This window comes from Azospirillum brasilense (assembly GCF_022023855.1).
Taxonomy (GTDB): Bacteria; Pseudomonadota; Alphaproteobacteria; order Azospirillales; family Azospirillaceae; genus Azospirillum; species Azospirillum brasilense_F.
The window spans coordinates 142,912-165,120 of record NZ_CP059449.1; the positions used below are offsets into that span (position 1 = coordinate 142,912).

The window sequence follows — 22,209 nt, forward strand, 5'->3', positions numbered from 1 at the left end:
CGGGCTTTCGTGATGGTAGCAGCGGAGGGATTTGAACCCCCGACCAAGGGATTATGATTCCCCTGCTCTACCACTGAGCTACGCTGCCATCGTGCTTACCATCATCTCCCGGCGCGGTCCGTTTCGGTGTTGGCCGCCGCGGTTCGTGCCGGGGCCGCTTATGTATTCCAGGGGGGCCGGGGTGTCAACGCTGAAATTTCACTTTTTGCGAAGTTTTCGTCAGGCTCCCGTGCCGGCGATCCAGCCGCCGCCCAGCACCCGGTCGCCCTGGTAGACGACGCAGGCTTGGCCGGGTGCCACACCGTATTGCGGCTCGTGCAGTTCGGCCTGCGCGGTGCCGTCCGCACCCAGCCGCCACACCGCCGGGGCGGGCGGCTGGGCGGAGCGGAGCTTCACCTCGACCTCCAGCCCCTCGCCGGGGGCCAGGGCGGGGCCGAGCCAGTTGACCTCACGGATCGTCACCACGCTGCGCGCCAGCTCGCGGCGCGGGCCGACGACGACGCGGCGCTGGCCGGGCTCCAGGCGCACTACGAACAGCGGCTCTTCCTCGCCCCGGATGCCGCCGATGCCCAATCCCTTGCGCTGGCCCACCGTGTAGTGAACCACGCCGCGGTGACGACCCAGGACGCGCCCGTCGACATGCACGATGTCGCCGGGCTCGACCGAGCCGGGGCGCAGCTTCGCCACCACGTCGGCGTAGGAGCCGTTGGGGACAAAGCAGATGTCCTGGCTGTCCGGCTTGGCCGCCACCTCCAGCCCGTGGCGCTCGGCCAGGGCGCGGGTCTCCGGCTTGGTCAGGCCGCCCAGCGGGAAGCGCAGGAACTCCAGCTGCTCGCGCGTCGTGGCGAACAGGAAGTAGCTCTGGTCGCGTCCGGGATCGATGGCGCGGTGCAGCTCCGCTCCCGCTCCCCCCTGGACGCGGCGCACGTAATGGCCGGTTGCCAGAGCGTCGGCGCCGAGGTCGCGGGCGGTGTTCAGCAGGTCGCGGAACTTGACCCGCTGGTTGCAGCGCACGCAGGGGATCGGCGTCTCGCCGCGCAGATAGGTGTCGGCGAAGTCGTCGATCACGTCCTGGGAGAACTTACCCTCGTAATCCAGCACATAGTGCGGGATGCCGATGCGGTCAGCCACTTGGCGGGCGTCGTAGATGTCCTGCCCGGCGCAGCAGGCGCCCGGCTTCTGCAGGGCGATGCCGTGGTCGTAGAGCTGGAGCGTGATGCCGACCACGTCGTAGCCCTCTTCCCGCAGAAACGGCGGCGGTGACGGAGGAATCGACGCCGCCGGACATGGCGACGACCACGCGGGTGTCCTGGGGACGCTTGGCGATGCCGAGGGAGTTGGCGTAGGAGATCATGGCGCCCTATATGGGCTAGTTCCCAAAAAATTCACCACCGGAGAACCGGGGCGCCCCAGCCCCGCGAAGGGGACGGCGCGCCGGTTTCCCGGTGCCGGGTGCAGACCGCGGCGGCCCCGGAAGGCGCCGCGGCGGCAGGTCAGCGCATGGCGTTGTTGGTGCCGCCGGGAAGGCGCACGGCCAGACCGTCCAGTTCCTCGCTGATGATGATCTGGCAGCCCAGGCGCGAGGTTTTGGTCAGGGCCGAAGGCGAGGTCGAGCATGTCCTCCTCGTCCTCCGAAGCCTCGTTCAGCACGTCGAACCACTCCGGCTCCACGATGACGTGGCAGGTCGAGCAGGCCAGCGAGCCCTCGCAGGCGCCTTCCAGGTCCAGGCCGTGCTTGTGCGCGACCTCGAGCACGGACAGGCCGAGCGGGGCGTCCACCTCGTGGCGGGTGCCGTTCGGCTCGATGAAGGTCATCTTGGGCATTGGGGTGCTCTCCTGAACAAAGGCGTCGGTATGCGGTGGCGATGGTTAGGGTGTCTTCGGGGCAAGGCCGGAGCGTCGCGTCCGGGATTCGGCCGCCAGCGCTTCCAACCGCTCCAGCCGCGCGAGGATGCGCGCGGCGTTGTCGGTCTGCCCGTTGCGGAAGGCAATGGCAAGATACTTGATGCAACTTTCCACGCGCTGACCGATGTCCTGGGCCAGCCGGTCCACGGCGGTGACGTCCGGGGTGCCGTCCAGCCGGTCGGCGAGCGCCGCCACCTCCTCGTCCTCCTCGACGGAGAGGACGGCGGTGGGGGCGTTCAGTTGGTCCAGCAGATAGCGGGCGCGGCGCACCGGGTCGCGCAGCGTCTCATAGGCTTCGCCCAGCGCGTCAGCCTGGGCGCGGGCGTTGGCCTGCTGCCGCGCGCCGCGCGCCGCGAAGCGCTCGGGGTCCATAGCACGGGAGAAGCCGGTGTGCTGGCGGGCCAGCGCCTCCGGCTCGATGTCGAAGCGGCGCTCCAGACCCAGCCGGGTGAAATGGTCGAGTGGGCGCGGCACCTGCACCGCCCCGCAGGAATGGCAGAACATCGCGCGCGCCGCGACCGAACGGCCGCACAGCCAGCACGGCTCCAGATCGCCGTCGATGGTCCCGGCGATGCCCTTGGGGGACTCTCCCATGGGAAAGCGCGGCGGGCCGGAATCGGATGTCGTCATGCTTGCCGTCCGTTGAAGCGCTGCACAGGTCGGCCGTGAAGGCGGCGGGTCGCCGCCGTCCCTTCGGCCGGGTGATACCCAGAAGCGGGGCGCCGCGCAACCTTACACGGCCCACGGCGGGAGGTGGAGGTCATGGAGAGGCGATTACGCCGCAGGGGCACGGGCCAGCCTTGCCGCCATCGCGGCGTAGGCGGCAGCGAAACGCTCCACCGCCGCGCCGTCGCTGTCCCAGCCCAGGCTGACCCGGATGGCGCAGGCGGCGTCCCCGGTGCTTTCGCCCATGGCGGCCAGGACGTGGGACGGCTTCACCTTGCCGCTGGAGCAGGCCGAACCGGCGCTGACCGCCACCCCGGCGAGGTCCAGCGCCATCACCTGCGTCTCCCCCGCCACGCCGGGCAGCAGCAGGTTGCTGGTGTTGCCGACCCGCGCCGCGCCGACCCCCATCACCCGCGCAGCCGGAACGGCGGCGAGCGCCGACGCCTCCAGCGCGTCGCGCAGGGCGGTCAGGCGGGCGCCGTTGGGAAGCTCCTCCCGTGCGAGGCGGGCGGCGGCGCCGAAGCCGACGATACCGACGACGTTCTCGGTGCCGGCGCGGCGGCGCTTCTCCTGCCCGCCGCCGCGGATCAGCGCCTCCGGCTCCAGCCCGTCGGCGAGGATCAGCGCGCCCACACCGGCGGGGCCGCCAATCTTGTGGGCCGACAGGGTCAGCAGGTCGGCACCAAGCATCGCGAGGTCGAGAGGCAACCGCCCGGCGGCCTGAACGGCGTCGCAGTGGAGCAGCGCGCCATGGGCGCGGGCGATCCGCGCCGCCTCGGCCACCGGCTGGATCACGCCGGTCTCGTTGTTGGCGAGCATCAGGGAGACCAGCGCCGGGCCGTTCACCTCGGCGAGCAGGTGGTCGAGCGCGGCGAGGTCGGCGACGCCGTGGCGATCCACCGGGATTCGGGCGGCGCCGGGCACCGCCTCCAGCACCGAGTCATGCTCAATGGCGGAGGTCACGACCGGCCGGCCGGGAAAGCCGCGCAGCGCCAGATTGTTGGCTTCCGTCCCGCTGCCGGTGAAGAAGACCTGGGCGGGCCGCACCCCGGCCAGGGCGGCGACCTGGGCGCGCGCCTCCTCCACCGCGCGACGGACCGTGCGGCCGAAGCCGTGCACCGACGACGGGTTGCCGGCGAGATCCATGGCTTGGATCATCGCCGACTTCACCGCCGGCTTCAGAGGCGCCGAGGCGTTGTGGTCAAGATAGACGCGGGTCATCGGGACAAAGGGCCGGAGGGCGCTCCCTTACTCCGCCGCGACCGCAGCACCCTCGTCCGCCGGCTGCGGTCCGCGGATGGTCAGGCTGCTGGTGCCGATGATCCGCCGCTCCACCACGTCGGCCACGGTGACCGAGCTGAGATACATGTGGATCTGGTTGCCCAGCTCCTCCCACAGGTCGTGGGTCAGGCAGCGCGAGCGGTTGGTCCGGCAGCCCTGCGGCGTCCCGTTGGCGCAGCGGGTCGTGCGGATCGGCTCGTCCACCGCCAGGATGATGTCGGACACGCGGGTCGCGTCCGCCGGATGGGCCAGCAGATAACCGCCGCCGGGGCCGCGCACGCTCTTCACCAGACCGCCCTTGCGAAGCTTGGCGAACAGCTGCTCCAGATAGGAGAGCGAAATCTCCTGCCGGTCGGCGATGTCGGCAAGGGCGACGGGGCTCCCCTGGCTGGTGGCAGCAAGATCGACCATAGCCATGACGGCATAGCGTCCCTTGGTGCTGAGTCTCATTTTACCCTCCTTACCCTTCCTTCACCCCGGCCCGACCGTTCAGCGGATCGACGCCAAGCCTCGTGTTTGTGTTTGGTTCAACAGGACGCCGCCGGACCGCTGTCCACGGACACCGGCTCGCGCACCCCATTGTCGGGCCGGGCGCTTCCGTTGGGAACGCCCGATGTTTCGTATACGGATGAATTATGCGCGTCGCCGCGCTCCGATTCCAGTTCCTCGACGCGCCGGCGCAGGGTCGACACCTGATCGAGCAGGCCGTTCAACGCGCGCGCCACCGGATCGGGGATGTCACCGCAAGGCGTGCCATAGGGCATGAACTTCTGCGTCTCGACACGGTCGCGCGTCACCACCGCCTTGGCCGGGATGCCGACCACCGCGATGCCCGGCGCCACATCCGCCACCACGACGGCGTTGGCGCCGACGCGGGCGCCGCGCCCAATGGTGATGGCCCCCAGCACCTTGGCCCCCGCGCCGACGATCACGCCGCTTTCCAGCGTGGGATGGCGCTTGCCCTGGTTCAGCGAGGTGCCGCCCAGCGTAACCCCATGATAGAGCATCACGTCGTCGCCGATCTCGGCGGTCTCGCCGATGACGACGCCCATGCCGTGGTCGATGAAGAAGCGGCGCCCGATGGTCGCCCCCGGATGGATCTCGATCCCGGTCAGCGCGCGGGCGATCTGCGAGACGGCGCGCGCCATCAGATGCCAGCGGCGATCCCAGCAATAACGGGCGACGCGGTGCATGACGATGGCGTGGAAGCCCGGATAACACAACGCGACCTCGGCCCGTGACCGCGCGGCCGGGTCGCGGGCCATGATACCGTCGATCTCTTCGCGAAGATGCTTGAACACCGGAACACCCGCCGTGGTATAGTCCGCCCTCTTGCTGGAAGAGGTGATCTTTCGCAAGAGCCCTCGACCCGTGCCTCGCCGGTCGCGCGGGTTGCCCTGGAAGGACGCATCGACGCATATATGATGACCAAGCAAAACGGTCAAGAATTGTGTGCGAAAAATCCATGCTTGTCCATGGGCAACCACGTCCGCTTGCCGTGGCGTCCGCTCACCGCTCCGCCGGTGGTCCGGATCACCTTATATTCGCGTCAGGATCGCCGTTCCCATGCCTGAAGTGATGATCAACGGTCCGGCCGGACGTCTGGAAGGGCGCTACACACACGGCACGATCCCCAACGCGCCGATGGCCTTGCTGCTGCATCCGCACCCGCATCACAACGGGACCATGAACAACAAGGTGGTCTTCACCCTGTTCCAGTCCTTCACGAAGCGCGGCTACTCCGCCCTGCGCTTCAATTTCCGCGGGGTTGGCCGCAGCCAGGGCACCTACGACAAGGGCGAGGGCGAACTGGCCGACGCGGCGGCGGCGCTCGACTGGCTGCAGACCCACAACCCCAACGCCCCGGTCTGCTGGATCGCCGGGGTCTCCTTCGGGGCGTGGATCGGCATGCAGCTTCTGATGCGCCGCCCGGAGATCGACGGCTTCGTGTCCGTCTCCCCGCCGGCCAATCTGTTCGACTTCTCCTTCCTGGCGCCCTGCCCGTCCTCCGGCCTGATCATCCACGGCGACAAGGACGAGCTGGTTCCAGGGGCGGCGGTGAACAAGCTGGTGACCAAGCTGTCGCACCAGAAGGACATCCGCATCGACCACCGCGTCGTGCCGGGCGCCAACCATTTCTTCGCCAACCGCAGCGACGATCTGGCGGTTCAGGTGGACGACTATCTGGACCGCGCGATGGGCAACCCCGTCGCCGCCGTGGCGGAATGAGCGCGATGAAGCTCCGTCGTTTTGCCCTCGTTACCGGTATCGCTGTGCTTCTGCTGTCCGGCTGCAGCAACGCCCAAATCGCCAGCACCTTCGGGAACTGGTGCAAGCACGCCGACAACTGCACCGACAACAGCCGCCCGCGCCCGTAACCTCCGGCGTCACACCGGGTGGAAGCGCCCGCCGGTCATCGGCCGGGGCACGCCGGTCGTGGCCGGCAGGCTGAGCGGCAGGCCCTTGCGGCTGCGCACCGCCAGATAGGCGAAGGCTTCGGCCTCCAGCGCGTCGCCGTTCCAGCCCACCGTCTCCACCGGATCGACCGGCACACCCAGCCGGTCGGCCAGCATGCCCATCAGCGTCGCGTTGTGCCGCCCGCCGCCGCAGACCAGCCAACGCACCGGCGCCTCCGGCAGATGCGGGACGATGCGGGCGACCGACGCGGCGGTAAAGGCGGTCAGGGTCGCCGCTCCATCCTCCAAGGACAAGCCACGGACGGGCGCCGGGTCGAAGGCGTCGCGGTCCAGCGACTTCGGCGCCGGCTGCTCGAAATAGGAATGGGCAAGCAGCGCCGCCAACACGGCCTCGTCCACGTTGCCCCGCGCCGCCAGCGCCCCGCCGGCATCGTAGCGGGTGCCCTGGCCGGACAGGACCCAGTCATCGACCAGCGCGTTGCCCGGCCCGGTGTCGCAGGCGATGACCGCTTCGGCGCTCTCCCCGATCCAGGTGACGTTGGCGACGCCACCGATGTTCAGCACGGCCAGAGGCCGCGGCAGGGCGTCGGCCAGCGCGCGGTGGAACAGCGGCACCAGCGGGGCGCCCTGCCCGCCCGCCGCTACGTCCGCCGTGCGGAAGTCGTTGACCACGGCGATGCCGGTCGCCCGCGCCAGCCGCGCGCCGTCGCCGATCTGCCAAGTGCGGCGCTGCGCCGGGTCGTGGAAAATCGTCTGGCCGTGGAAGCCGATCAGGTCCACCGCGGCCGCCTCCGTCCCGGCCTCGGCCAGCAGGCGGCGCACGGCGTCGGCGTGGGCGTCGGTCAGGACCTGCTCGACCGCCTCCACCGGCCCCTTGCCGCCAAGGCAGGAGCGCAGCTCGGCGCGGAAGCCGTCCTCGTAGGGGATGGTGACGAAGGCCAGCGGCTCCACCCGGCGCTCGCCGTCGGTGCGGACCAGCGCCGCGTCGATCCCGTCCATGGAGGTGCCGCTCATCAGCCCGACGACCGTCTGCATTCCTTACCCCAATCCCATGCCGAGTCAGCCCCGAGAATTGTGGGGCCGCGCGTTCCATGCTAACAGACGCGACCCTGGACCCTACCACGACAGCCGGATCGCGGCCATGACGACGCTGACATCGGATTTCCTCCGCACGCTGCAGGAACGCGGCTTCATCCACCAGTGCACCGACCTCGCCGGGCTCGACGAGCGCGCGGCGAAGGGGCCGATCATCGCCTACATCGGCTTCGACTGCACGGCGGACAGCCTGCATGTGGGCAGCCTGCTGCCGATCATGATGCTGCGCTGGCTGCAGAAGACCGGCCACAAGCCGATCGTCCTGATGGGCGGCGGGACGACCAAGATCGGCGATCCCTCCGGCAAGGACGAGGCGCGCCAGCTCCTCACCGACGAGGCCATCAACGCCAACATGGCGGGCATCAAGCGCATCTTCGGGCGCTACCTGTCCTTTGGCGACGGCGCCACGGACGCGGTGATGGTCAACAACGCCGACTGGCTGGACGAGCTGAAGTACATCCCGCTGCTCCGCGACATCGGCCGGCACTTCACGATCAACCGCATGATGACCTTCGAATCGGTCAAGCTGCGGCTGGACCGCGAGCAGCCGCTGACCTTCCTGGAATTCAACTACATGATTCTCCAGGCCTATGATTTCGTGGAGCTGTTCCGGCGCGAGAAGTGCATGCTCCAGATGGGCGGGTCGGACCAGTGGGGCAACATCATCAACGGCGTCGAGCTGGGCCGCCGCACCGACGGGGCGGAGCTGTTCGGCCTGACCACCCCGCTGCTGACCACCGCGTCGGGCGCCAAGATGGGCAAGACCGCCGCGGGCGCGGTGTGGCTGACCGCCGACAAGCTCAGCGCCTATGATTTCTGGCAGTACTGGCGCAACACCGAAGACGCCGACGTCGGCCGCTTCCTGCGCCTCTACACCGAGCTGCCGCTGGACGAGGTGGCGCGGCTGGAGTCCCTGGAGGGCGCCGGCATCAACGAGGCCAAGAAGATCCTCGCCCACGAGGTGACCAAGCTCGCCCATGGCGAGGAGGCCGCCCTGGAGGCCGCCGAAACCGCCCGCCGCACCTTCGAGCAGGGCGCCGCCGCCGAGGGCCTGCCGACCATCGACGTGCCCCGCGCCGAGCTTGAGGCCGGCGTCGCGGTGGTGGACCTGCTGGTCTCCGCCGGGCTGGCCGCGTCGAAGGGCGAGGCCCGCCGCCTCATCAAGGGCGCCGGCGCCAAGATGAACGACGCCGCCATCCCCGACGAGGCCGCCAAGGCCACCGCCGCCGATCTGAACGCCGACGGCGTCATCAAGCTGAGCGCCGGCAAGAAGCGTCACGCGCTGGTCAAGGCGGTGTGAGGCACCGCTGAATCCCTCTCCCGGGACGGGAGAGGGAAAATCACCCCCCTACTTCACGAAAGTCCCCGGCGACGGCGCTTCCTTGCCGTCGCCCCCCTCGCCCAGGAAGAACAGGTTGCGCAGGAAGCCCGGCGCCAGCATGGCGAGCGGGTTCACCGTCACGTCCGGGTCGGCCAGCGGACCACGGACGTGCCAAGTGGCGCTGAAGATGCCCTGCCCCTCGCCGCCGCTCAGCGCGTCGCCCAGCAGCGGAATCTGGCCGATCAGACGGTTCAGCCCGTAGATGGGCACGATGGTGCCGCGCAGGTTGGCGGTGTCCGTCTCGATGTCCACCTCCCCCGACAGGGTCAGGCCGAGCGCGGAGCCGGAGGTGCGCAGGTCCTTGACGGTCAGCAGGCGCCCGTCCTTGCGGTAGTCGCTGACCGCCCGCCCGAAGCGGATGCCCTTGCCGCCGCCCATCAGCTCGGCGAAGCCGGAGGGGGAAATGGAGTTCAGGATGCGGGCCAGGACCGGCGCATCGACCAGCGCGTAGTCGGTCAGCTCCATCCGGCCTTCGATGGCGGCGTCGGCCCGCGGCTCCACCGTGCGGCCGGTGATCGCCAAAACACCGCCTTGCACCCGATCGTTGATGTCAAGCGCGCGGAAGGTCGCACCGGCGTCGCTGGCCGAGATGGCCACGTCATAGAATCCCTGGGCGCCCGGCAGATAGCGCAGGGACACCGCCCCGTCGCGCCCCGCCTTCGCCGTCACGTCGAGCGCCGTCCAGGACAGGCGGTCGCGCCTGATCCGTCCGGCCACGTCGGACAGATGGCGGCCGTCCCCGAAGACGACGCGGTTCAGCTTCAGGTCGAAGTCGAGCGGCAGCGGCTTCTCGTCGCTCGGCCCCTGCTTCTTGCCGCCGGGCGGGTCGGCCTTGCCGGCCAGGACCCGGGCGTCCAGGCTCTGGCCCGTGATTGTCCCGGAGTAGCCGCTCTTGCCGCCGTCATGCACCGTCACGTCGGCCTTCAGGTCGGTCTGGCCGACGGACATCTGGCTGACCGCCACCTTGGTGACCGCCATGGTCTGCGGCGCGAGATCGACGACCGCCTGGGCGCGCAGCCCCCCGGCATCGACCGACAGGCCGGTGATGCGGGTCACCCGGTCCTTCTGGAACTCCAGCGCCAGCTTGCCGGTGCCCGGCACACCGGGCTTCTTCTCCCAGCCCAGCTCGTCGATGCGCAGGTGGGTCTTTTCCAGGTTAAGCCCGGCGGTCAGGCCGAAGCGGCGGCGCTGGTCCACGGTGAACAGCACATCCGCCCCAAGCGGCCCTTCCACATGCTCGGCTAGGTCGATGCCGTGGCTGCGCAGGTCCTGGGCGTCCACATCGCCTTTCACGGCGATGCGGGTGCGCGGCCCCTTGGCGGTGGAGGTGAACTGCTCCTTCCAGTCGATGGTGACGGGGATGCCGTCCAGCTTGGTGTTGCCCTTCACCGTCATGGCGTTCATGTCGAGCGCCAGCGTCAGGTCGCCCTCGGTCGCGGTCAGCCCGGCGGCCACCTTCTCCACCCCGACGCCGCGCAGCTTTGCCACGACGTCCAGGTTCAACTGCTCGACCTTCAGGTCGACCAGCAGCGGAAACTGGAAGTGAAGCTGCGCGTCGGCCTGCCCCTGGGTGCGCTTGGGATCGAGGTCGAGGCGGCTGGGATAGCCCAGCGGCGGGCTGTCCAGAACGGTCAGGATGGTGCGCACCGGCCCACGGACCGGGACACGGATGTCCATGGTCTCCTTGCCGGTGTCCAGACCGCCGATGACGATGGTGCCCTCACCGAGCTGGACGTCGTCGATGCGGCCGCCCTTGGTGTGGATGGTGAAGGTCTTGCCATCCGTGGATACCTCTGCCCCCAACCCGGTGACCTTGGGCAACGGGTGGAAATAATCCACCGTCATGTCCTCGGCCTTGATGCCGGCCTGGAAATGCGTCACGTCGAGCGCCGCGAGGTCGGACAGCGGCCCGCTGGCCCGGACGGTCGCCGTCGCCTCCGGCACGACGCCGTGCGACAGGTTTTGGGTCACCCATTCCCGTGGGTTCTTCCCCACCCCCAGCGGCCACAGCCGGGGCAGCTCATCCGCCGGCACCCGCTTGGCCGTCACGGCGGCCTCCACCGACAGGCGGGCGTCCGGCGTGCCGAGTTGGGCGATGGTCGCCTGCGCCGTCCCCTCCACGGTCGGCCCACCGAGATCGATGGCCAGCTGCTCCACATCCAGTTTGCCCGAGGAGCGGTCGCCGGCCACCGTCAGGGCGGCGGAGGCGATGGGCAGCGGCTCCGGGAACAGGTCCGGTCGAACAACGCGCCCGGCGCCGGCCTTCAACTCCACCCGCCCGCTGCGCGGCTGCGCGTCGGGATCCAGCTCGACGCTGGCCGTGCCGGACAGGGGAAGCTGCGCCGCGGCGAGCGGTGCCAGCGCCGGGGCGAGCCCGGCCAGCGTGGCGGGCACCAGCCCGTCGAGCCGTGCGGCGACCGACGCGCCCTTGTCGGGAACCTGCGTGCCGTCGAGGTCGAGCGAGGCCCGCTTGCCATCCGCCATCAGGTCGAGCCGCAGGGTGCCGCTGCGCTGCCCGCCCCGCTCCCGCAGGTCACCCCGCCCGGCCATCGCCATCCCGTCGAGCGCAAGGTCCAGCCGCTCCAGCTCCGCCCGCCGGCCCGGCACGTCCAGCCCGCCGCGCAGCCGCACCCGGTCAATGCGGTAGGGGTCGGGCCGCAGCGCGGGCAGGCTGACCTCTCCGGCACCGCCCTGCAGGTCGAAGCTGAAGCGCACCGGCTCGAACCGAGAATCCAGAGTCGCGTCGATGCGCCCGCCCAGCGGCACGGTCACCGCCGACAGCGGCGCCAGCAGCGGGCCGATCTTGGCCAGCGCCGCCGGCTGCAAGCCGTCGAAGCGGGTGGACAGTGCGGTTTCCGCGTCGGCCATGCGATGAACGCCCGATGCCTCCACCGCCGCCGTCCGCCCGTCCAGGTCGAGCAGCAGCTGCGCCCCGCCGACGATCTCGGTCCCGTCGCGGGTCAGCACGATGTCGGCGCGGTTGGCGTGCCAGGACAGGCCCAGCATGCGGTTCGTCACCGTCAGGTCGGCGCCGATGATGGACAACCGCCGCAGCAGGCCCAGCGGGCGGGCGATGTCCGGAGGCTGCATCAGGGTGGAGACGATCTCCCCCGCGAAGTCGGGGCCGCCCTCCGGCTCGTCCTTCTCCGGCTCGCCGGGAGACGGGATCGAGCGCACGTCGAAATCCAGGCTGCCATCGGCCCGGCGCACCACCTGGAGGCGCGGCCGCACGAGGTCGAGCCGGGTCGGCGACAGCTTGCCTTGGAACAGCGCGCGCACGGAGAAGCCGACGCCCAGTTCCGGCACCGCCGCAAGCTCGTCGCCCTCGGCGTTGACCGCGTGCACGTCGATGGCCCGCAGGTCCAGCCGGGTCAGCCCGTCGCTCTCCTCCTCGTCCACCCAGGACAGGACGAGCTGGCCGACATCGACCCGGTAGCGGCCCTGCGGGTCGCTCAGCGCCCGCTCCACATAGGGGGTCAGTGGGTCGAGCGCAACCGGCCCCTGGGCCAGCCGCCAAGCGAACAGCCCGCCGGCCGCGCCGACGACCACCACCACGCCCGCGGTGGTCCAGGCGAGAAGCTTCACGGTTCGCCGGATCAAGGACGGTGTCCCGGCGGCGACGCCCGCAGATTGTCACGGCGCGGATTGTCACGGTTGACCGGAAGGGCCGGACCGCGCACCCTCCTGCTCAGTTCTTGTGCAGGGATAGCCGCGACCATGACCACCACGCTGCCGAAACCCTTCGACACCGCCCTTGCCGGACGCGGCCTGGAGCGCTGGCGCGCCGAGGCGGCGAACGCCACGGACAACACCGGTGGCGCCGCCTTGCGCGCCTGGGCCGAGGCGTACGCCGATTCGACCGAGGGCCGGGCGCTGATCGACGCGGTGTGCGGCAACAGCCCGTATCTCGGCCAGATCCTGACGCGCGAGCTGCCCTTCGTCCGCGAGATGGTGACGCAGGGGTACGATGCCGCCTTCGCGACGCTGCTGCGCCGGCTGGAAGCGGACTGCGCGGAGGAGCGCAACATCGACCGGCTGATGACCGCCCTGCGCATCGCCAAGCGGCGGGCGGCGCTGCTGATCGCCATCGCCGACATCACTGGCGCGTGGGAGCTGGAGGCCGTCACCGGCGCGCTGTCCGACATCGCCGAGACGTCGGTGCGGATGGCGGCAAACCACCTGCTGCGCCGCGCCGCGGAGGCGGGCACGCTGACGCTGCCGGAACCGCAGCGGCCATGGGTCGGGTCGGGCCTGATCGTGCTTGGCATGGGCAAACTTGGTGCGCGCGAGCTCAACTATTCCAGCGATATCGACCTGATCGTCCTGTACGACGACGCCGTCGTTCAAACGCCCCAGCCGGACAACCTCGCCCGCACGTTCATTCGTATCGCGCGCGATCTTGTCCGCATTATGGATGAACGGACCAAGGACGGCTACGTCTTCCGTACAGATCTGCGACTGCGCCCCGATCCCGGGGCCACGCCGCTCGCGGTGTCCGTCTCGGCGGCCGAAATTTATTACGGCAGCGTCGGGCAGAACTGGGAGCGCGCGGCCATGATCAAGGCCCGTCCCATCGCCGGCGATCCGGAAGCGGGGGCGCATTTTCTGCGTTTCCTCGAACCGTTCGTGTGGCGGCGCCACCTCGACTTCGCGGCCATCCAGGACATCCATTCCATCAAGCGTCAGATCAACGCCCACAAGGGCCATCGTGAAGTGACGGTGAACGGCCACGACATCAAGGTCGGCCGTGGCGGAATCCGCGAGATCGAGTTCTTCGCCCAGACCCAGCAGCTCATTTTCGGCGGGCGCGACATCCGCGTGCGCATCGCCCCCACCCTGCTGGCGAACAAGGCACTGTGCGCGGTCGGCCGCGTGCCGGAGGCGGCGGTGGAGGAGCTGGAGGAGGCCTACCGCTTCCTGCGCCGGGTCGAGCACCGCATTCAGATGACCGACGACCGCCAGACCCACCAGATCCCGGCGGACGACGAGGGGGTGGCCCATCTCGCGACCTTCCTCGGCTACGATCAGATCGAGGATTTCCGCGCCGACCTGCTGGCCCAGCTCGGCCGGGTGGAGGACCGCTACGCCGAGCTGTTCGAGGAGGCGCCGTCGCTGTCCGGTCCAGGCAACCTCGTCTTCACCGGAACCGACGACGACCCTGGCACGGTGAAGACGCTGGCCGGCATGGGCTACCGCGACCCCAGCCGGGTCATCGCCGTGGTCTCCACTTGGCACCGCGGGCGCTACCGCTCCACCCGCTCGGGCCGCGCGCGGGAACTGCTGACCGAGCTGGTGCCGGCCATGCTGAACGAGCTGGCCAAAACGCCCGCCCCGGACGACGCGCTGGTCAAGTTCGACAGCTTTTTGGAGCGGCTGCCGGCGGGGGTCGGGCTGTTCTCGCTGTTCATCGCCAATCCCTGGCTGCTCGCCCTGGTCGCGGAGATCATGGGCACGGCGCCGCAACTGGCCGAGACGCTGTCGCGCAACCCGTCGCTGCTCGACGCCGTGCTGTCGCCCGACTTCTTCGACCCGCTGCCCGACGCGGCGGGGCTGACGCCGGAGTACCAGCGCTTCATCGCCGGGGCGCACAACTTCGAGGACGTGCTGACCCTGTCGCGGCGTTGGACCAACGACCAGCGCTTCCGCGCCGGGGCGCACATCCTGCGCGGCATCACCGACGGCGACCGCTGCGGCCCCTTCCTCGCCGATCTGGCCGACGTGGTGGTGCCGGAACTGGCCGCCCGCGTCGAGGAGGAGTTCGCAGCCCGCCACGGCCGCATCCCCGGCGGCGCCTGGGTGGTGGTGGCGATGGGCAAGCTGGGCAGCCGGCAGCTCACCATCACCTCCGACATCGACCTGATCGTCGTCTACGAGGTGCCGTCGGGCACGCGCCAGTCGGACGGGGGCAAGCCGCTGGCCCCCAACGAGTATTACATCAAGCTGACGCAGCGCCTGACCAACGCCATCACCGCCCCGATGGCCGACGGGCGGCTGTACGAGGTGGACATGCGGCTGCGCCCGTCGGGCAACGCCGGGCCGCTCGCCACCGCGCTGGACGCCTTCACCGCCTATCAGGCCAAGGACGCCTGGACGTGGGAGCACATGGCCCTGACCCGCGCCCGCGTCATCGGCGGCGATCCGGCGCTGGCCCGCAAGGTCGAGTCGGCGATCCGCGGCGTGCTGACCGGCCCGCGCGATCCGGCCAAGGTGCTGCGGGACGTCGCCGACATGCGCCGCCGCATCGACAAGGAGTTCGGCACCACCAACCCGTGGAACGTCAAATACGCCCGCGGCGGCCTGATCGACATCGAGTTCACGGCCCAGTATCTCCAGCTCCGCCACGGGCACGCGCATCCGGACATCCTGTCCATCGCCACCAGCCGCGCCCTGCTCAACGCCGCCGCGGCCGGGCTGCTGGCGCCGGAGGTGGCCGAGGAGCTGGTGGCGACGCTGAAGCTGTGGCGCCGCGTGCAAGGCTTCCTGCGCCTGACCACCGACGGCGTGCTCGATCCGCGGCAGGTGTCGCCCACCCTGCGGGAAGGGCTGTCCCGCGCCGCCTTCCCGGAGGAGGAGCCGGCGGTTGACTTCGCCGCGCTCGACAGCAGAATCCGGGACATCGCCGCTCGCGCCCATCGCCATTTCGTGGCGCTGGTCGAGGAGCCGGCGTCAAGGCTGCCTCCCCCAGAGACCAACGAAGAAGCCAAACTCCCATGAGCGAAGCCACCAACGCCGCCCCGATCGAGGTCGGCACCACGGCCCCGGACTTCACCATGCCGACCGACGGCGGCGGCAGCGTTACGCTGTCCGCCCTGCGGGGCAAGCCGGTGATCCTGTACTTCTACCCGAAGGACGACACCTCCGGCTGCACGTCGGAGGCTTGCGGCTTCCGCGACCAGCTTCCGGACTTCAGCGGGCTCGACGCCGTCATCATCGGCGTGTCCAAGGACAGCGTGGCCAGCCACGACAAGTTCAAGGCGAAGTACGAGCTGCCCTTCACGCTGGCCTCCGACAAGGAGACGGGCGTCGCCGAAGCCTACGGCGTCTGGGTCGAGAAGAGCATGTACGGCCGCAAGTACATGGGGCTGGAGCGAGCGACCTTCCTGATCGACAAGGACGGCATCGTCCGCAACGTCTGGCGCAAGGTGAAGGTCACCGGCCATGTGGCGGCGGTGCTGAAGGCGTTGCAGGCGCTGTAGTCGTTTCGCGATGCGGTGGGGGGAACATCATCCCCCGCCGCTTCAGCGGACGCCGACCCCGGCAAGGCATTCGCGCAGCGCGTCGAGCGGAACGACGTAGTCCCGCTCGATGATATCATGATGGCTGTCGGGCCGTTCCGGACAGGCGAGATCGAGATAACGCATCCCCCGCTGGGCGGCGAGATTTCCGAAGAAGGGTTGCAGAACGCGGCCACGAAGTTCGATCAGGGTCGCGCCGGCCGGAGCGAACAGAATGTTGGTCAAGGCCGCCCCGTGGCAGCCGACGACCAGCTCCGCACCGCTGAACAAGGCGACCTGCTCCTCAAACGTGAGGCTTCCCGGATCGACGGCAAGGAAGCCCAACGGCTCCAGCGCCTCCGCCACCTCGTCCTGATTCACGGCGAAGCGCTTGGTGGTATTCCTCCGCAGGACGAACAACCGCTTCGCACCGGATGGCGTCGGCAGGACGTCACGGGCGTGGTTCAGGACCACGCTCCAGATCGCCACCGCCTGCGACCGCAACGGGAGCGGCACGAGGCAATCGGGATAGCTGCTCCAATCGCTCCGGCTGATGTGGAGGTCCAGCACGTCGAGCTTCAGCCCGGTCATGAAAAGGCGCAGCGAGGCTGCCTGCCACGGGTTGGGCGGCCCGTTCATGATGACCCGCCGCTCCGCCCCGTCCGGGGAGAGCATACCGAACACCAGCCGCGGCAGGAAATCCAGGCACCAATGGTAATAGTTGTCGCTGCCGCCCATCCCCAGATATCTGCCGGGCGGTTCGGGCTGATCGAGAGCCTGTAGGAAAACCGCGGACGGCGCCTGTCCCACCATCCCATAGACCGCATCCCGGAAGATGCCGAAATCCCGCCGAAAGCAACGCAGATCCGGCGTCACCGGAAACATGAGGTGGTTGTTCAGAACACAGCGGTTGAAGACGGCGCCGACCGGGCTATCGTCGCTGCCGCGCAGAAGGCGGCCACGATGCGGATTGGCCGTTAGATGTTCGACAAGATCAACGCTCTGAATCGTGCCGTCCATACGACCCCTCCGTGCAATCGTCCCGGACTTATCCGGCGCGGGACAGGATCTCCTCGGCCAGCGCCTGCATCTCCGCCGCCGCCTGCGTCTTGCGCGCCGCCTCGGTCACCGACAGGCCGGACAGCAGGGTCCCGGCGTAGGCGGTGCGGTTGCCGATCTGCGACTCCGCGATGTCAACGGCCGGCGGATTGACCAGCTCGCGCACCCGCGCGATCAGTTCGTCGGCGATGCGGGCGCGCGGCGGCACGCGGTTCAGCACCAGCAGCAGCCGGCGCTTCTCCTGCGCGGCGAGGTCCAGGGTAGGCTGCACCGCCCACAGGTCCATCGGGCTGGGCTGCACCGGGGCAATGACGAGGCTGGCGGCGCGCACGGCGATGCGCGCCTCTGTCTGGGCGTGGGGCGGGCTGTCGATCAGCACGATGTCGTGGTCGCGGGCCAGCTTCTCCACCTCGGTCTGGGTGCGCCAGCCGGTGATCTGGACATGGGTGAAGCCGGGCTCCCCGCCCGTGGCCTCCGCCCGCACCGCGTGCCAGCGGGTCAGGCTGCCCTGCGGGTCGATGTCCACCGTGGCGACCGACCGCCCAAGCTGCATCCAGGCAATGGCGAGGTGGGCGACCAGCGTGGTCTTCCCGGCCCCACCCTTCTGCTGAGCCACGGTGAAGACCTTGCCCGTCATGCCCACACCCATCATTTGGTTGTTTATCGCGCACACCCGTCATAAGGCTTGGACAGAGCCGGCGCAACCGCGCGAATTGACTTCATCCTCCGACGCTTTACAAATCGTCCCGTGACCGACAAGCATCCCGACATCATCCCCGCCACGCCCGCCGGCCTCGCCCGCGCCGGCGAGGCCCTGCGCAGCGGCGAACTGGTCGCCTTCCCGACCGAGACCGTCTACGGCCTCGGCGGCGATGCCACCGACGACCGGGCCGTGGCCGCGATCTTCGCCGCCAAGGGCCGCCCGCAGTTCAACCCGCTGATCGCCCATGTGCCAGACCTGGAGGCGGCCGAGGCCATCGCCGTGCTCGACGAGCGCGCGGTGGAGCTGGCCCATCAGTTCTGGCCCGGCCCGCTGACCCTGGTCCTGCCCCGCCGGGCCGAGGCCGGGCTGTCGCTGCTGGTGTCCGCCGGGCTGGACAGCGTGGCGGTGCGCGTGCCCGCACACCCGGTGGCGCAGGCCCTGCTGAAGGCCGCCGGCAAGCCGATCGCCGCACCCAGCGCCAACCGCTCCGGCGCGGTCAGCCCGACCGCCCCCCACCACGTCATCGAGAGCCTGGGCGACCGGATCAGCATGGTGGTGGCCGGCGGCAAGTGCCAGGTCGGGGTGGAATCCACCGTGCTCGACCTGACCGGCGACACGCCCGTGCTGCTGCGCCCCGGCGCGGTGCTGCGCGAGGAGATCGAGCGGCTGATCGGCCCCATCCAGGTTTCCGCCGGCAACGCGGACGCCCCGAAGTCGCCCGGCCAGTTGGAAAGCCACTACGCCCCCAACGCCCCGGTGCGGCTGAACGCCACGAGCGCCGAGGACGACGAGGCGTTCCTGACCTTCGGCCCCGACCGCTTCATCCGCGGCGGCAAGGCCCGGCTGAACCTGAGCCTCCAGGGCGACCTGAACGAGGCGGCGGCGAACCTGTTCGCCCATCTCCGTGCGCTCGACCAGGAGGGTGCACGCGCCATCGCGGTGATGCCGATCCCGGACGAGGGGCTGGGTGTCGCCATCAACGACCGGCTGCGGCGGGCCGCCGCGCCGCGGGGGTAGTGGAAAAACGGACGGCGAGGCGATAAGAGTCTCGCAACGAGCCCCCACCCTCCCGCTTCGCGGGTCCCTTCCTCCCCCCGCTGTCGCAGGGGAGGGACAGAAAGCCCCCTCCCCTGCGACAGCGGGGGACGGTCGGGGTGGGGGCGATGCTCTCTCCAGCCCCCGGACCGTCCGCCCATGACCTCCGCCAGCCCTGCCGCCGTCAGCCTCACCGCCGCCCTCGACCAGATCCGCGCCATCGTCGGCCCTAACGGCCTTCTCACCGCGCCGGAGGACATGGCCCCCTACCTGTCGGAATGGCGCGGGCGCTTCAAGGGCAACAGCCCGGCGGTGGTCCGCCCGGCCAGCACCGAAGAGGTCGCGGCGGTGGTGAAAATCTGCGCGGAGGCCGGCATCCCGGTCGTCCCGCAGGGCGGCAACACCAGCCTCGTCGGCGGCTCCATCCCCTATGAGGAAGGGCGCGAGATCGTCATCAGCCTGTCGCGGATGAACAAAATCCGCGGCATCGACACGCTGAACTACACCATGACGGCGGAGGCCGGCGTCGTGCTGAAGACCGCACAGGAGGCCGCGAAGGACAAGGACCGCCTGCTGCCGATGAGCCTGGGGGCGGAGGGCACCTGCCAGATCGGCGGGCTGATCTCGACCAACGCCGGCGGCATCAACGTGCTGCGCTACGGCAACATGCGCGACCTCGTGCTGGGTCTCGAGGTCGTGCTGGCCGACGGGCGCGTCTGGAACGGCCTTCGGTCCTTGCGCAAGAACAACACCGGTTACGACCTGAAGCACCTGTTCATCGGGGCGGAAGGCACGCTGGGCATCGTCACCGCCGCGGTGCTCAAGCTCTACCCGCGCCCGCGCCAAGCGGAGACGGCCTTCATCGCCGTGCCCAGCCCCACCGCCGCCATCGAACTGCTGGCCCGCCTGCGCGAGGCCTCAGGCGACGCCGTCGCCGCCTTCGAGCTGATGTCGCGCCGCTGCCTGGAGTTCGCGCTCAAGCACGTCGCCGGCACCATCGACCCGCTGTCGGAGCCGTCGCCCTGGTACGTGCTGACCGAGCTGACCGCCGGCACCCAGTCCGACGCCTTCCGCGAGACGGTCGAGGCGGCGCTGGGCGAGGCCTTCGAGGCGGAGCTTGCCACCGACGCCACCATCGCCCAGTCGGAAACCCAGGCCAACCAGCTCTGGTTCATCCGCGAGGCCATCGTCGAGGCGCAGAAGTTCGAGGGCGGCTCGATCAAAAACGACGTGTCGGTCCCGGTGTCGCGCGTCGCCGAGTTCATCGAGCGCGCCGAGGCCGCCGTGGCCGCGGCCTGCCCCGGCATCCGCCCGACCCCCTTCGGCCATGTCGGCGATGGCAACATCCACTTCAACCTCAGCCAGCCGGAGGGCGCCGACACCGCCACCTATCTCGCCCGCTGGGACGAGATCTGCCACGTCGTAAACGAGGTCATCTTCGACCTGGACGGTTCCATCTCCGCCGAGCACGGTGTGGGCCGCTTCAAGAAGGACGAGATGCCGGTCATCAAGAGCCCGGTCGAGTTCGACCTGCTGCGCGCCATGAAGGCGGCGCTCGACCCCAAGGGCTTGCTGAACCCCGGCAAGATGCTGCCGTAAAGGGGACCATCCGAAAGAGGTTCCCTCCCCGCCCCGTGCGACCTTTCGCGGTTCCGGCCTGTTCGTAGGAGTCGGTCGGTAACCGCGGAACGGAGGCGGCGATGCTTCTCGCGATGTCGGCGTGGATGCGCCTGATGCTGGGCGAGGCCGAGGCGGCGCCTGTCCACGGCACGTCCACCACATGCGCCCTGCCGCCAGAGCGGGAGCGCATCCGGCAGGCCGTACATGGGGCGGTGACCGCCCACCCGCTGCACCGGGACCTGGTCCACACTCACCGGCTGGGCGGCTGCCAGTATTACGCCTTCGCCGGGGCGATGCTGCTGGAGGCCCTGGGCCACGGGCGGACCGAGGTTGCGTTGGGCCGCGTGGCGTTCCGCAAGTCCGAGGCCCATGGCCGGGGGCGCTGGCTCGGCTACCCGGCGACGCCCGCCGACGTCCGCCCCCCCGATCCGGCGCAACGGCGGCAGGAGGCGGAAGCCTTCCCGTTCCACGCCTGGATTCGCCTGACCGGCCCCGGCGGGCGGCGGGTCCTGATCGATTTCGACCTGACCAACGTGCTGCGGGAGGTATGGCTGCGCGAACCGCGCCATGCGGCGGGCCTGAGCCATCGGCCGCCGGCCTTCTGGGGAAGCGCCGCGGCGGCGCACCGGGCGGGGTTGCGGTTCGAGCCGCACCGCCGGCTGACCGCCGACGCGCTGCTGCCCGGCGACCGCCGGGTCTTCGCAGCCATCGCGGCGGAGGCCCGCAATCGTCTCAATGGCGTGTAGACCGGCGTTCAGCCGCTCAGGCCGCCGTCGCGGTCGCCGTCGTGTCCGTCGCCACAGTCCCAGCTGCGATCCCCTGCCCGACCACCTTGGACAGGCCCAGCCCGAGGCCCAGCCCCGTGTGCTCGTTCTGATCCGTGCGGACCGGCTGGTCGCGCATGCGGCGGTTGTCCTTGTCCTCGCCGTCCGGACGGCGGCCGCGGGCGGGCCTGCCGGAGATGCTGTCCACCTCGTCCGGCGTCTCCAGGGCGTTCAGCGCCAGCACATGGTAGATCGACAGCGGCGTGCCGTTCAGCGCCTTCTGCGGCATGCTGGGCACCTGGGTGGTGAAGCCGTCCGGCATGTCCTGCCGGCGCACCCGGTCGATGGCGGTCTGGGCCGGGGCGAAATCGGCGTTGGGCGTCTCCGCGAACTTCGTCGCGAAGCGGTCGTAGATGTCCTTCAGCGACTTGGCCCGGCCGGTGTCCTTGTCGAAGAACACCGCCTTGTTGGCCGAGGCGGCGTCGGGGAACAGCTCCTTGGCGGCGCGGTTTGGGTTGTCCTGCATGGCGTTCAGGAACTTCGAGGCCCCGCCTGCCCCGAGGAAATGCGCCATGTAGAGTTCGGTGGAGCCGACCTTCCCTTTGACCGTGTCCTCCAGATACTCCTTGTTGTCGCGGGTGTATTCCGCGGCCATCAGGGCCGAGGCGTTGGGGTCCTTGCGCAGGTCGAGGATCTCGCGTTTCAGGTCGGGATCGGTGACGTAGGGGCGCCCGTCGCCGCGCGTCTGGATCGCGTTGGCGTATTTGGCGTAGCCGTGGTCCGCCCCATGGTCGCGCATCGTCGCCAGCCACGTGCTGTCGATGAATTGATAGAGCCCGGTCGCCGAGGAGGAGGAGGACTTCACGTCCGTCCGGTACCCGCTCTCCACGGCAGCTTTTTCCATGAGGTAGGAAAAATCGACCCCGGTCTTGGCGCTGGCGTTGCGGACCGCTGCCTCGACAGTTTCCGGCCCGCGGCTGGTCTTCGCGGCCTGGACGGCGGATTCGGCCTGACGGGCAAGGGCGGAGGCGATGGTCATGGGAGGAACCCCTGTGAGCGGTGCTGCCCC

At 69.9% G+C, this 22,209-nt stretch carries 17 protein-coding genes, 1 tRNA gene and 2 pseudogenes; 8 read left to right on the forward strand and 12 right to left on the reverse strand.

What is annotated here, in order from left to right; genetic code table 11:
- Positions 1 to 13 precede the first annotated feature (13 nt).
- From H1Q64_RS00720 to cysE, 7 genes and pseudogenes are all read right to left on the reverse strand, one after another.
- A tRNA-Met gene (locus tag H1Q64_RS00720) sits at positions 14 to 88 on the reverse strand.
- A 131-nt stretch (positions 89 to 219) separates the two neighbouring features.
- Positions 220 to 1,288: pseudogene (gene mnmA / locus H1Q64_RS00725) on the reverse strand (tRNA 2-thiouridine(34) synthase MnmA).
- Positions 1,289 to 1,493: 205 nt separating this feature from the next.
- Positions 1,494 to 1,824, reverse strand: a pseudogene (locus tag H1Q64_RS00730) (ferredoxin family 2Fe-2S iron-sulfur cluster binding protein).
- A 45-nt stretch (positions 1,825 to 1,869) separates the two neighbouring features.
- Positions 1,870 to 2,535: a molecular chaperone DnaJ gene (locus tag H1Q64_RS00735; protein WP_237903980.1), complete on the reverse strand. Its 666-nt coding sequence runs from the start codon at positions 2,533 to 2,535 to the stop codon at positions 1,870 to 1,872.
- Between the two features lie 144 nt (positions 2,536 to 2,679).
- Positions 2,680 to 3,792, reverse strand: a complete 1,113-nt coding sequence (locus H1Q64_RS00740) for a cysteine desulfurase family protein (protein ID WP_237903981.1) — start codon at positions 3,790 to 3,792, stop codon at positions 2,680 to 2,682.
- 27 nt (positions 3,793 to 3,819) lie between these two features.
- Positions 3,820 to 4,302, reverse strand: a complete 483-nt coding sequence (locus H1Q64_RS00745) for an Rrf2 family transcriptional regulator (protein WP_014239836.1) — start codon at positions 4,300 to 4,302, stop codon at positions 3,820 to 3,822.
- Between the two features lie 77 nt (positions 4,303 to 4,379).
- Positions 4,380 to 5,153 carry a serine O-acetyltransferase gene (gene cysE, locus H1Q64_RS00750; protein ID WP_237903982.1) on the reverse strand — a complete coding sequence of 258 codons (774 nt, stop codon included), beginning with the start codon at positions 5,151 to 5,153 and terminating at the stop codon, positions 4,380 to 4,382.
- A 265-nt stretch (positions 5,154 to 5,418) separates the two neighbouring features.
- On the opposite strand from cysE, the gene H1Q64_RS00755 reads away from it, so the two are divergent.
- Together H1Q64_RS00755 and H1Q64_RS00760 are read left to right on the forward strand one after the other, a co-directional pair.
- A complete protein-coding gene (locus H1Q64_RS00755) occupies positions 5,419 to 6,081 on the forward strand; it encodes an alpha/beta hydrolase (RefSeq protein WP_014239834.1) in 663 nt (220 codons plus the stop codon).
- A gap of 5 nt (positions 6,082 to 6,086) precedes the next feature.
- Entirely contained in the window at positions 6,087 to 6,230 is a 144-nt protein-coding gene (locus H1Q64_RS00760; protein ID WP_237903983.1) for a hypothetical protein, read from the forward strand.
- 9 nt (positions 6,231 to 6,239) lie between these two features.
- Here the strand turns inward: H1Q64_RS00760 and H1Q64_RS00765 are convergent, their stop codons facing one another.
- Positions 6,240 to 7,304, reverse strand: a complete 1,065-nt coding sequence (locus H1Q64_RS00765; RefSeq protein WP_237903984.1) for an anhydro-N-acetylmuramic acid kinase — start codon at positions 7,302 to 7,304, stop codon at positions 6,240 to 6,242.
- Between the two features lie 106 nt (positions 7,305 to 7,410).
- Between H1Q64_RS00765 and tyrS the strand changes: the two genes are divergently transcribed.
- Positions 7,411 to 8,664, forward strand: coding sequence for a tyrosine--tRNA ligase (tyrS, locus tag H1Q64_RS00770; RefSeq protein ID WP_237903985.1), 1,254 nt, complete (start codon positions 7,411 to 7,413; stop codon positions 8,662 to 8,664).
- Between the two features lie 48 nt (positions 8,665 to 8,712).
- Here tyrS and H1Q64_RS00775 read toward each other — a convergent pair whose 3' ends face one another.
- The gene (locus H1Q64_RS00775; RefSeq protein WP_237903986.1) at positions 8,713 to 12,345 is read right to left on the reverse strand and encodes an AsmA-like C-terminal domain-containing protein; all 3,633 of its coding nucleotides are present in this window, start codon (positions 12,343 to 12,345) and stop codon (positions 8,713 to 8,715) included.
- A gap of 117 nt (positions 12,346 to 12,462) precedes the next feature.
- Between H1Q64_RS00775 and H1Q64_RS00780 the strand changes: the two genes are divergently transcribed.
- Positions 12,463 to 15,459 carry a bifunctional [glutamine synthetase] adenylyltransferase/[glutamine synthetase]-adenylyl-L-tyrosine phosphorylase gene (locus tag H1Q64_RS00780; RefSeq protein WP_237903987.1) on the forward strand — a complete coding sequence of 999 codons (2,997 nt, stop codon included), beginning with the start codon at positions 12,463 to 12,465 and terminating at the stop codon, positions 15,457 to 15,459.
- Complete coding sequence (bcp, locus tag H1Q64_RS00785; RefSeq protein ID WP_237903988.1) at positions 15,456 to 15,941, forward strand: thioredoxin-dependent thiol peroxidase; 486 nt, start codon at positions 15,456 to 15,458, stop codon at positions 15,939 to 15,941. The genes H1Q64_RS00780 and bcp overlap by 4 nt, the downstream gene beginning before the upstream one ends.
- A gap of 42 nt (positions 15,942 to 15,983) precedes the next feature.
- Here the strand turns inward: bcp and H1Q64_RS00790 are convergent, their stop codons facing one another.
- Together H1Q64_RS00790 and parA are read right to left on the reverse strand one after the other, a co-directional pair.
- Positions 15,984 to 16,979 carry a glycosyltransferase family 61 protein gene (locus tag H1Q64_RS00790; RefSeq protein WP_237903989.1) on the reverse strand — a complete coding sequence of 332 codons (996 nt, stop codon included), beginning with the start codon at positions 16,977 to 16,979 and terminating at the stop codon, positions 15,984 to 15,986.
- 28 nt (positions 16,980 to 17,007) lie between these two features.
- Positions 17,008 to 17,655 carry a ParA family partition ATPase gene (gene parA / locus H1Q64_RS00795; protein ID WP_237903990.1) on the reverse strand — a complete coding sequence of 216 codons (648 nt, stop codon included), beginning with the start codon at positions 17,653 to 17,655 and terminating at the stop codon, positions 17,008 to 17,010.
- A 111-nt stretch (positions 17,656 to 17,766) separates the two neighbouring features.
- Between parA and H1Q64_RS00800 the strand changes: the two genes are divergently transcribed.
- The 3 genes from H1Q64_RS00800 to H1Q64_RS00810 all read left to right on the forward strand — a co-directional run bounded on the left by H1Q64_RS00800 (position 17,767) and on the right by H1Q64_RS00810 (position 21,122).
- Positions 17,767 to 18,738, forward strand: coding sequence for an L-threonylcarbamoyladenylate synthase (locus tag H1Q64_RS00800; RefSeq protein WP_237903991.1), 972 nt, complete (start codon positions 17,767 to 17,769; stop codon positions 18,736 to 18,738).
- Positions 18,739 to 18,915: 177 nt separating this feature from the next.
- Entirely contained in the window at positions 18,916 to 20,355 is a 1,440-nt protein-coding gene (locus H1Q64_RS00805) for an FAD-binding oxidoreductase (RefSeq protein ID WP_237903992.1), read from the forward strand.
- Positions 20,356 to 20,456: 101 nt separating this feature from the next.
- Positions 20,457 to 21,122 carry a hypothetical protein gene (locus H1Q64_RS00810; protein ID WP_237903993.1) on the forward strand — a complete coding sequence of 222 codons (666 nt, stop codon included), beginning with the start codon at positions 20,457 to 20,459 and terminating at the stop codon, positions 21,120 to 21,122.
- 16 nt (positions 21,123 to 21,138) lie between these two features.
- Here H1Q64_RS00810 and H1Q64_RS00815 read toward each other — a convergent pair whose 3' ends face one another.
- On the reverse strand, positions 21,139 to 22,179 hold the full coding sequence (locus tag H1Q64_RS00815) for a hypothetical protein (RefSeq protein WP_237903994.1): 1,041 nt from the start codon (positions 22,177 to 22,179) through the stop codon (positions 21,139 to 21,141).
- Positions 22,180 to 22,209 lie beyond the last annotated feature (30 nt).

Bases quoted from the DNA above. Each gene is read 5' to 3' on its own strand.
- H1Q64_RS00740 (WP_237903981.1), bottom strand. From the start codon at position 3,792: ATGACCCGCGTCTATCTTGACCACAACGCCTCGGCGCCTCTGAAGCCG.
- H1Q64_RS00765 (WP_237903984.1), bottom strand. From the start codon at position 7,304: ATGCAGACGGTCGTCGGGCTGATGAGCGGCACCTCCATGGACGGGATC.
- H1Q64_RS00805 (WP_237903992.1), top strand. From the start codon at position 18,916: ATGACCTCCGCCAGCCCTGCCGCCGTCAGCCTCACCGCCGCCCTCGAC.
- H1Q64_RS00735 (WP_237903980.1), bottom strand. From the start codon at position 2,535: ATGACGACATCCGATTCCGGCCCGCCGCGCTTTCCCATGGGAGAGTCC.
- H1Q64_RS00760 (WP_237903983.1), top strand. From the start codon at position 6,087: ATGAAGCTCCGTCGTTTTGCCCTCGTTACCGGTATCGCTGTGCTTCTG.
- H1Q64_RS00755 (WP_014239834.1), top strand. From the start codon at position 5,419: ATGCCTGAAGTGATGATCAACGGTCCGGCCGGACGTCTGGAAGGGCGC.
- H1Q64_RS00745 (WP_014239836.1), bottom strand. From the start codon at position 4,302: ATGAGACTCAGCACCAAGGGACGCTATGCCGTCATGGCTATGGTCGAT.
- H1Q64_RS00810 (WP_237903993.1), top strand. From the start codon at position 20,457: ATGCTTCTCGCGATGTCGGCGTGGATGCGCCTGATGCTGGGCGAGGCC.
- tyrS (WP_237903985.1), top strand. From the start codon at position 7,411: ATGACGACGCTGACATCGGATTTCCTCCGCACGCTGCAGGAACGCGGC.
- H1Q64_RS00780 (WP_237903987.1), top strand. From the start codon at position 12,463: ATGACCACCACGCTGCCGAAACCCTTCGACACCGCCCTTGCCGGACGC.
- H1Q64_RS00815 (WP_237903994.1), bottom strand. From the start codon at position 22,179: ATGACCATCGCCTCCGCCCTTGCCCGTCAGGCCGAATCCGCCGTCCAG.
- parA (WP_237903990.1), bottom strand. From the start codon at position 17,655: ATGACGGGCAAGGTCTTCACCGTGGCTCAGCAGAAGGGTGGGGCCGGG.
- bcp (WP_237903988.1), top strand. From the start codon at position 15,456: ATGAGCGAAGCCACCAACGCCGCCCCGATCGAGGTCGGCACCACGGCC.
- H1Q64_RS00790 (WP_237903989.1), bottom strand. From the start codon at position 16,979: ATGGACGGCACGATTCAGAGCGTTGATCTTGTCGAACATCTAACGGCC.